The sequence below is a fragment of the Alcanivorax sp. genome (assembly GCF_017794965.1).
In the GTDB taxonomy this organism is placed as follows: Bacteria; Pseudomonadota; Gammaproteobacteria; order Pseudomonadales; family Alcanivoracaceae; genus Alcanivorax.
The window spans coordinates 286,217-298,535 of the sequence record NZ_CP051240.1 but is presented as its reverse complement, the minus strand read 5'-3'; the positions used below and the strand labels follow the sequence as shown (position 1 = coordinate 298,535).

General features: G+C 60.0%; 14 protein-coding genes. 5 read left to right on the top strand and 9 right to left on the bottom strand.

Annotated features, from left to right (window positions below; all coding sequences use genetic code 11):
- Positions 1 to 25: 25 nt before the first annotated feature.
- From HF945_RS01415 to HF945_RS01405, 3 genes are read right to left on the bottom strand one after another with little or no spacing between them, the layout of a single operon-like run.
- Entirely contained in the window at positions 26 to 1,021 is a 996-nt protein-coding gene (locus HF945_RS01415) for an alpha-L-glutamate ligase-like protein (protein WP_290524011.1), read from the bottom strand.
- Positions 1,021 to 2,556: an inactive transglutaminase family protein gene (locus tag HF945_RS01410; RefSeq protein WP_290524010.1), complete on the bottom strand. Its 1,536-nt coding sequence runs from the start codon at positions 2,554 to 2,556 to the stop codon at positions 1,021 to 1,023. The genes HF945_RS01415 and HF945_RS01410 overlap by 1 nt, the downstream gene beginning before the upstream one ends.
- A complete protein-coding gene (locus tag HF945_RS01405) occupies positions 2,556 to 3,152 on the bottom strand; it encodes a RimK/LysX family protein (protein WP_290524009.1) in 597 nt (198 codons plus the stop codon). Before HF945_RS01405 ends, HF945_RS01410 begins: the two co-directional genes overlap by 1 nt.
- Positions 3,153 to 3,406: 254 nt before the next feature.
- On the opposite strand from HF945_RS01405, the gene typA reads away from it, so the two are divergent.
- On the top strand, positions 3,407 to 5,218 hold the full coding sequence (typA, locus tag HF945_RS01400) for a translational GTPase TypA (protein ID WP_290524008.1): 1,812 nt from the start codon (positions 3,407 to 3,409) through the stop codon (positions 5,216 to 5,218).
- Between the two features lie 152 nt (positions 5,219 to 5,370).
- Here the strand turns inward: typA and HF945_RS01395 are convergent, their stop codons facing one another.
- Together HF945_RS01395 and HF945_RS01390 are read right to left on the bottom strand one after the other, a co-directional pair.
- Positions 5,371 to 5,688, bottom strand: coding sequence for a DUF2007 domain-containing protein (locus tag HF945_RS01395; RefSeq protein WP_290525371.1), 318 nt, complete (start codon positions 5,686 to 5,688; stop codon positions 5,371 to 5,373).
- Between the two features lie 12 nt (positions 5,689 to 5,700).
- Positions 5,701 to 6,042 (bottom strand): DUF4377 domain-containing protein, encoded by a 342-nt coding sequence (locus HF945_RS01390; RefSeq protein WP_290524007.1) that lies wholly within the window; start codon positions 6,040 to 6,042, stop codon positions 5,701 to 5,703.
- Positions 6,043 to 6,110: 68 nt separating this feature from the next.
- Between HF945_RS01390 and trmL the strand changes: the two genes are divergently transcribed.
- Entirely contained in the window at positions 6,111 to 6,584 is a 474-nt protein-coding gene (gene trmL / locus HF945_RS01385; protein ID WP_290524006.1) for a tRNA (uridine(34)/cytosine(34)/5-carboxymethylaminomethyluridine(34)-2'-O)-methyltransferase TrmL, read from the top strand.
- A gap of 133 nt (positions 6,585 to 6,717) precedes the next feature.
- Here the strand turns inward: trmL and secB are convergent, their stop codons facing one another.
- From secB to HF945_RS01370, 3 genes are read right to left on the bottom strand one after another with little or no spacing between them, the layout of a single operon-like run.
- Entirely contained in the window at positions 6,718 to 7,191 is a 474-nt protein-coding gene (secB, locus tag HF945_RS01380; RefSeq protein WP_290524005.1) for a protein-export chaperone SecB, read from the bottom strand.
- Between the two features lie 12 nt (positions 7,192 to 7,203).
- Positions 7,204 to 7,464 carry a glutaredoxin 3 gene (gene grxC / locus HF945_RS01375; protein WP_290524004.1) on the bottom strand — a complete coding sequence of 87 codons (261 nt, stop codon included), beginning with the start codon at positions 7,462 to 7,464 and terminating at the stop codon, positions 7,204 to 7,206.
- Positions 7,465 to 7,481: 17 nt separating this feature from the next.
- A complete protein-coding gene (locus tag HF945_RS01370) occupies positions 7,482 to 7,898 on the bottom strand; it encodes a rhodanese-like domain-containing protein (RefSeq protein WP_290524003.1) in 417 nt (138 codons plus the stop codon).
- A gap of 112 nt (positions 7,899 to 8,010) precedes the next feature.
- On the opposite strand from HF945_RS01370, the gene HF945_RS01365 reads away from it, so the two are divergent.
- Genes HF945_RS01365 through HF945_RS01355 form a run of 3 tightly spaced genes read left to right on the top strand, consistent with a single transcriptional unit; the run spans position 8,011 to position 11,332 of the window.
- Positions 8,011 to 9,204: a peptidoglycan DD-metalloendopeptidase family protein gene (locus tag HF945_RS01365; RefSeq protein ID WP_290524002.1), complete on the top strand. Its 1,194-nt coding sequence runs from the start codon at positions 8,011 to 8,013 to the stop codon at positions 9,202 to 9,204.
- Between the two features lie 35 nt (positions 9,205 to 9,239).
- The gene (locus HF945_RS01360) at positions 9,240 to 10,556 is read left to right on the top strand and encodes a S41 family peptidase (RefSeq protein ID WP_290524001.1); all 1,317 of its coding nucleotides are present in this window, start codon (positions 9,240 to 9,242) and stop codon (positions 10,554 to 10,556) included.
- Entirely contained in the window at positions 10,556 to 11,332 is a 777-nt protein-coding gene (locus HF945_RS01355) for a divergent polysaccharide deacetylase family protein (protein WP_290524000.1), read from the top strand. The genes HF945_RS01360 and HF945_RS01355 overlap by 1 nt, the downstream gene beginning before the upstream one ends.
- Here HF945_RS01355 and HF945_RS01350 read toward each other — a convergent pair.
- Positions 11,317 to 12,201 (bottom strand): bile acid:sodium symporter family protein, encoded by an 885-nt coding sequence (locus tag HF945_RS01350; protein WP_290523999.1) that lies wholly within the window; start codon positions 12,199 to 12,201, stop codon positions 11,317 to 11,319. The genes HF945_RS01355 and HF945_RS01350 overlap by 16 nt on opposite strands.
- Positions 12,202 to 12,319 lie beyond the last annotated feature (118 nt).

The window sequence follows — 12,319 nt, the reverse complement described above, 5'->3', positions numbered from 1 at the left end:
TCACAATACCCCCCGAGCACAGGGGTTACTGCGTTGTTTCAGGGGGCTGCGGCACCACCCCTGCCACCGCAAATTGCTGTTTGGAAAATGCTACCCGCTCGGGCGCCGGGCGATCTTCATCATTTAGCTGTTCCAGATGCTGCTCCACTTGGCGACAGCGTCGCAGCAGACCGTCATCCATGGCGATCTGGATGTTCAAGCCGGGACGGGCATTGAGTTCCAGCATCATCGGGCCATGATCCCGGTCCATCACCAGATCTACCCCCAGATAGCCCAGGCCGGTCAGGTCGTAACAGCGTGCAGCCAGCGCCAGACAGTCTTCCCAATCCGGTACGGTGAGCCCGGCTACGGCGTTGGCCGTATCCGGATGACGCTCGATGCGCTGGTTGTGCCAGGTCCCTCCCAGGGTGACGCCACTGGAAAGATCCAGCCCCACACCAATAGCCCCCTGATGCAAGTTGGCCTTGCCCTGGGATTGCCGGGTCGGCAAGCGCAACATGGCCGCCACCGGATAGCCCTTGAGCACGATGATGCGAATGTCTGGTACGCCTTCGTAACTGATGCGGTTGAACAGCTCGGTGGAGCGCACCCGGTATTCGATCAGGGCCTGGTCGCGGTGACCACCGAGGGAATAGACCCCGGAGAGGATTCCGGAAATATGATGCTCCAGCTCCTCCTGGGTGATGATGCGCCCGGAGGCTGAGCGAAAATAATGCTCAAAGCGGTCGGCGATCACCATAATGCCATCGCCGCCAGCCCCCTGGGCCGGCTTGATGACAAAGTCGCGGTGGGTATCCACCACCTTGCGCAGGGTACTGATACCCTGCTCGGTACCAATGGCACCATACAGCTCCGGCACCCGAATGCCCGCATCAATGGCCATTTTCTTGGTCTTGAGCTTGTCATCCACCATCGGGTACAGGCTGCGCTTGTTGTATCGCAGGATGTAGTCGCCGTTGCGCTGGTTGATGCCCATCACCCCACGGGCACGCAGCGCCTTGCGGGTCTTCGACCAGAACATCAGTGCTTGTCTCCATCCACCATGGCCCGGAAACGCACCAGCTCAGTGATACGGTAGCCTCGATAATGCCCCATCATCACCATGAAGGCCGCCACACACAGCAGCACCCCGGGGAACGTGAAGGCAAAGTAGGACAGCGGCTGCCAGACCATCAGCAGATGACTGAGTACCGCTACCACAAGCGTCCCCAGCCCCACCTTGAGTGACTGGCTGCCACCCCGCTCTTCCCAGACGATGGAGGTCCGCTCGATCACCATGGTCAACACCACCATGGGGAACAATCCCACGGACAACCCGGAACCGATACCCAGCTTGTAGCCCACCAGGCTCATCAACGCCATCACCATCACGACAAAGGTCAGCACCACCGAGAGCCTGGGTAACAACTGTAATTTCAGGTGTTCAAGATAGGAGCGTAACGACAGCCCCAGCGCCGTGATGAACACAAACAGCAACACGCCGTATATTACCTGCGTCTCGCGGAAAGCCAGGGCAATCAGCACCGGGGTAAAGGTACCCAGGGTTTCCATCCCCACCAGCGACCGCATCACCAGCACCAGGATTACCCCGAATGGAATCATGATCAGGGTGCGGTAGAGTTGCTGTGCCGGCAGCGGCAATTCATAAAGGGAAAAATCGATAAAGCTGCTGGCATCCTTCGTGCGCAGGGTCTGGGCCAGCTGCAATGCACTCATTTCATTGCGATGCACGCTGAACACCATGTCCGCCGACTTGCCTCCGTCCACCTTCATCAGCGGCTCCCAGCCGCGCCACCACACCAGACGGTCCTCCGGGAGGCCCTGCTGGCCATTGACCGGGTTGAAGTACAGCCACTCGCGACCGTTATAACTGCGCAGCCACAACTCGGGCTCCTGCTCCTGGGACTCTGCCAGACGCAAGGTATGCACCGGCTCTACCGGGATATGGGACAACCCCAGCAGCAGATCGACCACACGGGCGCGATTGAGTGCGGAAACATCACTGCCGAGCAACAACTGGGCGTTGTCATTCTCCAGCTCGTTGACCCGCTTGATGGTCTCACTGATAAAGGTTTCCACATCCGCAGAATGCTGACGGATGGGCTCCAGCAGCGCCTCGGCAGCCAGGCGTTCAGGGCCTTGTACATTGGGGGCCTGTCGAAACTGCGGGCCGGGCGCCACCTCGCCCGCCTGGGCATAGCGATGGGTCAGCATCAACCGGTAGTAAAGAAACTGGCGGCCGTCCGCACGGCGAGAGGACCAGGTCACCTGCCGGTTGCCCTTTTCCTCGTTCACGTTCACGCCGTAATTGTTGGAAATGAAACTCTCATTGAGGGTGGTAAATCCGCTCCCCTGCGGCGGCACGAACATGCGCACCTTGACGGGTTTATTGGGTCTGGCGGTAAAACCCACCTGGGCATCAATCACCCAGACCGGATCTTTCTCGTCCTGACTCAGGGGAACATCCTGGACAAACACCTGATAAAGAATGCTGCCCGCGCCCAGCAACAGCAGCATTAACGCCAGAAGGCGAGCCTGAAACTTCACTGAACCCATTATTGCGCCTCGGCAGCCTCCGTCGTGTCGTCGTGTTGTTCATCCAGTTCCAGCGTGCAGCGAGGCTTGCCGGCGGTCATCACCAGAGAGGGATCGACCACGGCCCCGAGACGCTTCAGGGCATCTGCCCCGATCAGCAGCGGGTAGCTGAAATCACTGCGGTCAGTCAGATTGACCTCGATCTGCTCTGCCCGCCGCCCCATGCACACCGTCAGCATGACCATGGGGCGTCGATTGTACCCTCTTTCTTCCTCCACGAGACTCTCTGCAAGTCGTTTGATACGCACATGCCCCACCAGGGGCAGCTGAATATCATCCCACTGCTCCCGCTTGATCCCCAGCGCCTCTCGGTCCTGCTTCATCAACGCCAGGTCAAACTCGACCATGTCCACCCCGTCGCGTTCAAAAATGCGGATGTGGCGGGCGCTCAGAGAAGCGGATTCTGCTCCGGTATCCAGTTTGGCCGGCACACTCACCCCCAATTCGCGAAGCTGGACATGCTCGTTCAAGCCGTAAATCACCTTGCTGGCAGGCCCCTGGGCCTGTGCCACAAGAGTGCAGCCGGCCAACATCAGCCAAAGAGAGAATCGCATCATAACAACCTGAATCTAAAAGCGTTACTGCCCGGAGAACCGGTAAGAGAGACAGCTTTGTGACTAAGCCGGGACGAAAAGGTTGCGCCATTCTAGGTCATCCCGGCGTTCTTCGCAGGAACAACCGTAAAATCATGAACCAGTTCACAAACAAGAAAGCTGACCGATGGGCTATCCCCTGCCACCAGCGCTGTTATAATGCGCGCCCCTGCGGGACCCGGAGCGGTTCCGCCCATTCTTCACTGGAGCCAACACTCGTGATTGAACGCCTGCGCAATATTGCCATTATCGCCCACGTTGACCACGGCAAAACCACCCTGGTGGACAAGCTGCTGCAACAATCCGGCACCCTGGGAGATCGCGCTGGCGACATCGAGCGGGTGATGGATTCCAACGATCTGGAGAAGGAGCGTGGCATCACCATCCTCTCCAAGAACACCGCTATTCAGTGGAACGATTACCGCATCAACATCGTGGACACCCCCGGACACGCCGACTTTGGCGGTGAAGTAGAGCGGGTGATGTCCATGGTGGATTCCGTACTGCTGCTGGTAGACGCGGTAGACGGCCCCATGCCCCAGACCCGCTTCGTGACCCAGAAAGCCTTCGCTGCCGGCCTCAAGCCGATCGTGGTGATCAACAAGATCGACCGCCCTGGCGCCCGTCCTGACTGGGTAATGGATCAGGTGTTCGACCTGTTCGACAACCTGGGAGCCACCGATGAGCAACTGGACTTCCCGGTGATCTATGCCTCCGCCCTTAACGGTATCGCCGGCCTGGAAGCAGACAATCTGGCTGACGACATGACGCCGCTGCTGCAGGCCATCGTCGACAAGGTGGACTACCCGGATGTGGACGCCGACGGCCCGTTCCAGATGCAGATCTCCTCTCTGGATTACAACAGCTACCTGGGCATCATCGGTATCGGTCGGGTCAAGCGTGGCCAGATCAAGGCCAACAGCCCGGTGAAAGTGATCGGTGCTGACGGCGCCGTGCGCAACGGTAAAATTCTGACCATCATGGGCTACCACGGCCTTGAACGTGTCGACGCCCCTGCCGCGTCCGCCGGTGAGATCGTCTGTATCACCGGCCTCGATCCGCTGAACATTTCCGACACCCTGTGTGATCCGGCCAATGTGGAAGCGCTGCCGCCGCTGAGCGTGGACGAGCCCACCGTGAGCATGTTCTTCCATGTGAACACCTCCCCGTTCGCTGGCCAGGAAGGCAAGTTCGTGACCAGCCGCCAGATCCGCGAGCGCCTGGACGCCGAACTAAAGCACAACGTGGCTCTGCGCGTGGAAGAAACCGGCAGCGCCGACCAGTTCCGCGTGTCCGGCCGTGGTGAACTGCACCTGTCGGTGCTGATCGAGAATATGCGTCGTGAAGGCTTCGAGCTGGCGGTCGGTCGCCCCCAGGTGATTATCCGCGAAGAGAACGGCGAGAAGCAGGAGCCCTACGAAACCGTGGTGGCCGATGTGGAAGAGCAGCACCAGGGTTCCATCATGGAGCAGCTGGGTCTGCGCAAGGCCGAAATGACCAACATGGAACCGGACGGCAAGGGCCGGGTTCGCCTGGAATTCCTCGTTCCCAGCCGTGGCCTGATCGGTTTCCGCAGCCAGTTCCTGACACTCACCTCTGGTACTGGCATCCTGAACAGCACCTTCAGCCACTACGGCGAGTTCAAGCCGGGTGACATGGCCAAGCGCATCAATGGTGTGCTGGTCTCCATGGTGAAGGGCAAGGCGCTGGGCTTCGCCCTGTTCAACCTGCAGGAACGTGGCCGCATGCTGATCGACCCGAACGTTGACGTGTACGAAGGCCAGATCATCGGCATTCACAGCCGCGGCAACGACCTGGCGGTGAACCCCACCAAGGGCAAGCAGCTGACTAACATGCGCGCCTCCGGCACCGATGAGAACATCGTACTGACCCCGCCGATCCGCTTCAGCCTGGAACAGGCACTGGACTTCATCGAAGATGACGAGCTGGTGGAAGTCACTCCGGAAAGCCTGCGTCTGCGCAAGAAACTGCTCACGGAAACCGAACGCAAGCGCGCCGGCCGCGCCTGATACTGAACGGCAACCAAAAAAAACCGGGTACCAACCCGGTTTTTTTTATGGCTGCGGCCGCTTCATGCTTCACGCAAAGACCAAAGCCCGCGCCAACCTACGCCAAAGCAGCCAGGCTCTCTCTTTTCAACTTTGAACTTTCAACTTTAAACTCATCTCAACAGCATCAACATCACCAGCACCCCGGCAAAGAACCCCACCAGCAAACCTGACAGGAAACCCGCCGAGGATAACGGTGTTGATGGGGACCGCGACTCAGGCAGCTCTGGTTGCTCGCGCTGATACTCTTCCACCAGCTCCCGGGCGCGGGCTTCTTCCTCATTATCTACCCATACGGCAACCAGGCCTGACGCCGGCAGCTCTCCCATCCCGCCCTGTAACAGGTCTCCCTGCACCCGCGCGGCAATACCCACTTGCTGGAGCAGATCGGCCACCACATGAGCTTCCAGCCCGTCCCGGGCCTGATACACACAGCGCAAGGGTCAGGGAGCCTCCTGCTGGTTCACATCCGCCTTTTCCACCACTTCCAGCAGCGTATAACGCTCGGAGCTGGCATCTGTAGGCGCATCCTTCACCGGAGTCACCTTTACACGCAGGGTGTACTGATAGCCTGATTCAAACTCAAACCCTTCGATCTTGCTGTAAAACAGCGAATAGCTCTCCTCACCGTCACGGCGCACCTGCAGGCACTCCATGGGCCCTACGCCAATACACGCGGTCCGGTAAGGCGCCACTTCCAGCAGCTGCCCTTCAGGTTCACTCTCACAACCCACCAGCAGCAGGGCCGGCACGATTGCCAACCCGATTCGCCATCCTCGCTTCATTCTGATTCCCTGTTATCCTTTGGCACTCCCTAATCAGTACCATGGCGCCGCCCTGACGGCAAAACACAATGCTGCACATTGCCCTCTACGAACCGGAAATTCCACCTAACACCGGTAACATCATTCGTCTGGCCGCCAACACCGGCGCCACCCTGCACCTGATCGAGCCACTGGGCTTCTCTCTGGATGAAAAGAAGCTGCGGCGGGCCGGACTGGACTATCGGGAATTCGCCAACCTGCACATTCACCGCAACTTCGAGACATTTTTGCAGCAGATTCCCGAGCAACGAGTATTTGCCCTGACCACCAAAGCCAGCCGCCCCCACAGTGACGCCCCATTCAGGGAGGGCGACGTACTGCTATTTGGCCCGGAAACCCGCGGCCTGCCCCCGGCCATCATCGACTCCCTCCCCGCCGAACAACGTCTGCGCCTGCCCATGGTCCCCGACAGCCGCAGCCTCAATCTCAGCAACGCCGTCGCCGTCACGGTGTATGAGGCGTGGCGGCAGTTGGGATATGTGGGAGCAGTGAACAGTGAATAGTGAACAGCGCGCGGGGCTGGTTTGTTTTAGCCTTAAACGCAAGAGGCCGCGCCCAATGCCTGAGCGCGGCCTCTTTCGTTTATGAACTGACAACCCCGCTTCGCGGCGCTGTTCACTATTCACTGTTAACTGTTCACTGAACCGTTTCGCCCTTCGCCTCAGCCTGCGCCGCCTGCTGTTGACGCTGCTGTTGGTACAGGGCGTCGAAGTTGATCGGCTGCAGCAGCATTTGCGGGAAGGACCCCTTGGCGACCAGGTCAGAGACAACTTCACGCACGTAGGGGAACAGCAGGTTCGGGCAGTAGGCGCCCAGCAGCTGACCCAGCTCTTCGCCCTCAATCCCCTTCACGGTGAAGATGCCGGCCTGCTTCACTTCGGCCAGATAGAAGGTCTTTTCTTCCTTCTCGTCCTTTGCCGTCACCGTGACGGTCAGCTCCACTTCGTACTCGGTGCTTTCGCCCACGCGACGGGCACCGTTGTTGATCTGCACGTTTACCTTGGGCTTCCACTCCTGCAGGAACACTTCCGGTGCGCCGGGACATTCAAAGGACGCATCTTTCAGGTACACACGCTGCAGTTGGAAAACCTGTTGTTGTTCGTCAGCCATTGTTCTCTCCAGTTACTGATCGGCTCCGAGCAGGGCATCCAGTTCCCCCGCCCGCTCGAGAGCATAGAGTTCATCACACCCGCCCACGGGGTGATCATTAATAAAGATCTGCGGCACCGTATGGGCGCCGCCACGTTGCATCATTACCTGACGCTGTGACGGATCGCGGTCCACATCGGTGTCCTGGTAGGACACATTCTTGCTGTCCAGCAGCCGCTTGGCGCGGACACAGAAAGGGCACCACGCGGTTGTATAGAGTTCCACTTTCGCCATGGTCTACCCTCCTGTAATTAGCCTTTCACCACCGGCAGTGAGGCAGAACGCCAGGCGTTGATGCCCCCCTGAATCCGGAAAAGGTTATCAAAGCCCTTGGGACGCAGCTGCCTGCCAAGATGTGAGGCCTTGCTGCCCATATCACAAGTCAGAATCAGCGGTTTGCCCTTGTATTTTTCCAGTTCTGCAATACGCTCTAGAGCCTGACCGGCCGGAATATTGAGGCTACCGGCAATGTGGCCGGCGCGAAACTCATCGCTGTCGCGCAGATCCACAATGACAGCCTCTTCCCGGTTGACCATATTGGTGGCCATCTGTGGCGTCACCGGCTTGCCGCCGCGGCGGGATTCAAGCACGAAAAATACAGCCCACAGCAGGAAAAAGGCGGACACCAGAAGATAATGGTTGCTGGCGAATTCAAACAGTTGGCTCATGGGAACCCCGAATCAGTGGCGTTAATCCGTCTTGCGGGGCAAGCCCCCCGCATCAGGATCGATGAAAAATCGGCGCCAAGTATACACACCCCTTGGGGGGGAAGGTAAAACCATGCCAATCAGCGTCCCTTTCTCCCCCGTCGCCGGACGGCTCTTCGGGCTGACCTTGCTGGCACTGCTTTGCCTTCCCGCTCACGCAGACAGCACACCCTCCAAGGCCGAACTGGAAGCCCTGAAAAGCCGCATCAGCGAACTCAGCCAGGCCCAGGCCAAAGAACTCCGGCAACGCGATTCCGTGCAGGCAGACCTGCGTGAGGCCGAGCTGCGCATCAGCCGACTGGCCAAAGAGCAGCGTGATCTGGAACAGCGCGAGGCAGAGGCGAAGCGCAAGTTAGCCACTCTGGAAAAGGAACAGGCCGCCCTGGCCAGGGACAAGCGCACCCAGGTGGAATGGCTCGCCCGCACGGTCCGCGCCAGCTATCAAAGCGGCCGCCAGGAGCGACTCAAGTTGTTGCTCAATCAGGAACAACCCGATCAAATTGCCCGACTGATGCGATACCAGGAATATTATCAACGCGCCCGCACCCAGCGCCTGAAGGCGGTCCGGGCCGAGCTGACAGAACTGCAGGCCGTTGGCGAGCGGGTTGCCAGCGCGCGTCAGGCACTGCTGGATAAACGCGCAGAAATAGCCCGCCATGCCAGCAAGCTGGAACAAGCCCAGCAGAAACGCCAGCAGAGTCTGGCCGCCCTGAACCGCTCGCTGGATAACCGCGGCAAGGACATCAACCAACTAAAGACCGACCAGCAACGCCTTGCCGCCTTGCTGGAAGAGATGCGCCGCAGTTTTGACGATATTCCCGCCGACCTGGGTGGCAAGCCCTTCGGCAAACTGGCCGGCAAACTGCCCTGGCCACTGCCAGGCCGCATCACCACTGGCTACAACAGTCGTCGCGAGGGAGCGCTGCGCTGGCAGGGCGTGATCATGTCAGCCCCGGGGGGGACCCCGGTTCGAGCCATCCACCCGGGCCGGGTGGTGTTCGCAGACTGGCTAAGGGGCTACGGCCTGCTCACCATTGTCGATCATGGCGAAGGCTACCTGAGCCTGTACGGTTACAATCAGGCCCTGTTGCGGGAAGTGGGGGAATGGGTATCTGCCGGTGACAGCCTGGCACTGGCCGGCAACTCCGGCGGCAACATGGCCAGTGGTCTGTACTTCGAGATACGCCATCGCGGCAAGGCGGTGAACCCGACACGCTGGTGCGACCGCCGTGTTACACTGCCTCCCATTGCCCAGAACAATCGTTGAACCGCACGGCATAGTCCGTGCGCCGGGGATCCTTGATGCCAACATTCAAACAACATGCGCTTCGCTCCGTCCTGCTCACCGGCCTGATCGGGCTGACGTCCCTGCCGGCACAAGCCGCCGACCCGGCGCTGGATCGTCAGGCCGCCCAGCAAGGCGTCCCCGTGGAAGAACTGCGCGCCTTTGCCGAAGTCATGGAGCGAATCCGTGGCTCCTATATCGAAGAGGTGAGTGACAAGGATCTGCTGGAATCCGCCATTCGCGGCATGCTCTATGAACTGGACCCCCATTCCAGCTACCTGACCCCGGACCAGTTTGAAGATCTGCAAGTCACCACCACCGGTGAATTTGGTGGCCTGGGTATTGAAGTCACCATGGAAGACGGCTTCGTCAAGGTCGTGACCCCCGTGGACGATTCTCCGGCCAGCAAGGCCGGCATTCAGGCGGGCGACCTGATCCTGAAGATCGACGACACCTTTGTGAAAGGCCTGACCCTGAGCGAAGCCGTGGAGTTGATGCGCGGCGAAATCGGCTCTGAAATTGAACTGATGGTGCTCAGCGAGGGGGAAGAAAACCCACGCCAGGTCAGCGTCAAACGCGACAAGATACAGCTGCACAGTGTGCGCTCCCGGCTGTTGGAGCCCGGTCTCGGCTATGTGCGTATTTCCCAGTTCCAGAACAATACCGGTGCGGACACCGGCAAGGCTCTGGACAAGCTTAGTAAAGAAGGCGAGCTGCGCGGCCTGATACTGGACCTGCGCAACAATCCCGGCGGGGTATTGGGCGGCGCCGTGGAAGTTGCTGACCTGTTCCTCAACAACGGACTGATCGTTTACACCCAGGGGCGCAGCCAGGACAGCCGCAGCGAGTTCAAGGCCTCATCCGAAGACCGGCTGGCAGGGGTGCCACTGGTGGTACTGGTGAACGGTGGCAGCGCCTCTGCCTCGGAAATCGTGGCCGGCGCCTTGCAGGATCAACACCGGGCACTGGTGGTGGGCAACCGCACCTTTGGCAAAGGCTCCGTGCAGACCGTGCTACCGCTCAGCGAAGACAAGGCCCTGAAACTGACCACCGCCCGTTATTACACACCTTCTGGCCGCTCCATTCAGGCCGAGGGCATTGTCCCGGACATTACCATTGATCAGGTTACCCACCTGGAAGTGCGGGAAGACCAGCAGCTGCGTGAAGCGGATCTGCCGCGCCACCTGGACAACGAAAATGGCGAGGGGACCAGCAAGAAAAGCACGCCCTCACTGGCCCAGGAGGACTACCCCCTGGCCCAGGCCCTCGCCATCCTCAAGGGCGTGGTCATGTCCCGCATCACCACCCAACAGGCCAACAGCGACAACCCCTGATGGCCAAACTGTTGATACGACTGGCCCTGCTGGCGGTGACACTGGTCACTGCTGCCGCCCAGGCCAACCCGCCGCGCATCGCCATCATCATTGATGATCTGGGCTACAGCCGGGGGAACGGCCAGGCCATTGTAGATCTGCCCGCTGCGGTAACCTGCGCCGTTATCCCCTTTTCCCCCCACGGGCCTCGCCTGGCCCGCCAGGCCAGCCGCAAAGGCAAGGAAGTGATTGTGCACATGCCTATGGCCGCACAACACCACGCCCGCCTGGATCGTGGCGGCCTCACGCTGGAAATGACACAACAGGAAATCCAGGACCAGGTACGCCTGGCCCTGGATCAGCTGCCAGAAGCCCGTGGCCTGAACAATCATATGGGAAGCGCACTCACCGAGCAGACTCGCCCCATGGGGTGGCTGATGGGGGAGCTCAAGGCCCGGCAATTATTCTTCGTGGACAGCCGCACCACCGGGCGCTCAGTGGCGCTGCTTCAGGCGCGCCAGGCCGGCATTGCCAACGCCGGACGCGACATCTTTCTGGACAACGAACGCACCCTGCCGGCCATCAATGAGCAATTCAACAAGCTGATCAAACTGGCCCGTCAGCGCGGACAGGCCATCGCCATCGGGCACCCCTACCCGGAAACCGTACACTACCTGCAACAGGTACTCCCCCTGCTGAATCAGGCTGGAATCCACGTGGTACCGGTGTCAGAGCTGCTGACGGCACCGGTGATGAGCACCGCCGCCGCCATCAGCAAAGATCACGGGGAAAGCTGAGAGCGGCGCCCAATGCCGGTGAGCCGGGCATAACCAATCATCAGGAAACCGAAGGCAAACATCAGCACGCCGTACACCGCTGACGGTACCGACATGGCCTCCGAGTGCAGCAACGTCAGAGTGACCATCAAGCCCAGCGTACCATTCTTGATGCCCAGCTCGATCGCCACGGTAAAGGCCTGGTCACGGGACAGACCGATCAGCCGCCCCCCCAGCATACCCAGCGCGATGCCCGCCACATTCAGGGCAATCGCCGACACCCCGGCCTTGCGGAACAGCTCGAAGGCTTCATCACCCAGCTTTACCAGCAGCAATACAATTACGGCTATCAGCACCACCAGGCCGAGCAGGCCCACCGCTTTCTCGCCCTTTGCTGCCAGGACCGGCTTGAAGTGACGAATCGTCATGCCAATGGCCACCGGCAGCAACACAATAACGATCAGGGTGAGCACGGTGCGCAGCACCGGCAGGTCGATAGTCCTGTCCGAGTCATGGAAATGCTCCAGCGCCCAGCCGGTGAAGGCCGGAAGGGTCACGATGGTGATCAGGCTGGCAATCACGGTCAGCACAATGGACAGCGCCACGTCGCCACGGCCCAGATAGACAAACAGGTTGGACGTGGTTCCCCCCGGGCAGGCGGCCACCACAATCAAGCCCACGGCCAGGGCCGGAGAAAGCTCCATCGCCACGGCCACACCGAACGCCACCAACGGCAGCAGCAGGATCTGGCAAACCAGACCGTAGGCGGTCCCCCGTGGGGCAATGGCCACCTCTCGGAAATCCTTTGGCGTGAGCGTCATGCCCATGCCGACCATGATCAAGAACAGGGATATCGGCAAACCGATATCGATCAATGCACTGGAACCCATTGCGTACTCTCCCGGACTCTTTCTTGTAGATATACATTCGAGAGTAATTCAGTGCAGAGGCCCCTGCCAGCGGCGACGCATGAACGGCATTGAGGATGGCGCATTTGGCCATGGGGAC

Excerpts from the sequence above, each read along its gene's own strand:
- grxC (WP_290524004.1), bottom strand. The coding sequence starts at position 7,464 with ATGGCGAAAGTGGAACTCTATACAACCGCGTGGTGCCCTTTCTGTGTC.
- HF945_RS01365 (WP_290524002.1), top strand. The coding sequence starts at position 8,011 with ATGCCAATCAGCGTCCCTTTCTCCCCCGTCGCCGGACGGCTCTTCGGG.
- HF945_RS01405 (WP_290524009.1), bottom strand. The coding sequence starts at position 3,152 with ATGATGCGATTCTCTCTTTGGCTGATGTTGGCCGGCTGCACTCTTGTG.
- HF945_RS01350 (WP_290523999.1), bottom strand. The coding sequence starts at position 12,201 with ATGGGTTCCAGTGCATTGATCGATATCGGTTTGCCGATATCCCTGTTC.
- HF945_RS01415 (WP_290524011.1), bottom strand. The coding sequence starts at position 1,021 with ATGTTCTGGTCGAAGACCCGCAAGGCGCTGCGTGCCCGTGGGGTGATG.
- secB (WP_290524005.1), bottom strand. The coding sequence starts at position 7,191 with ATGGCTGACGAACAACAACAGGTTTTCCAACTGCAGCGTGTGTACCTG.
- HF945_RS01360 (WP_290524001.1), top strand. The coding sequence starts at position 9,240 with ATGCCAACATTCAAACAACATGCGCTTCGCTCCGTCCTGCTCACCGGC.
- HF945_RS01390 (WP_290524007.1), bottom strand. The coding sequence starts at position 6,042 with ATGAAGCGAGGATGGCGAATCGGGTTGGCAATCGTGCCGGCCCTGCTG.
- HF945_RS01370 (WP_290524003.1), bottom strand. The coding sequence starts at position 7,898 with ATGAGCCAACTGTTTGAATTCGCCAGCAACCATTATCTTCTGGTGTCC.
- HF945_RS01355 (WP_290524000.1), top strand. The coding sequence starts at position 10,556 with ATGGCCAAACTGTTGATACGACTGGCCCTGCTGGCGGTGACACTGGTC.
- HF945_RS01410 (WP_290524010.1), bottom strand. The coding sequence starts at position 2,556 with ATGGGTTCAGTGAAGTTTCAGGCTCGCCTTCTGGCGTTAATGCTGCTG.
- trmL (WP_290524006.1), top strand. The coding sequence starts at position 6,111 with ATGCTGCACATTGCCCTCTACGAACCGGAAATTCCACCTAACACCGGT.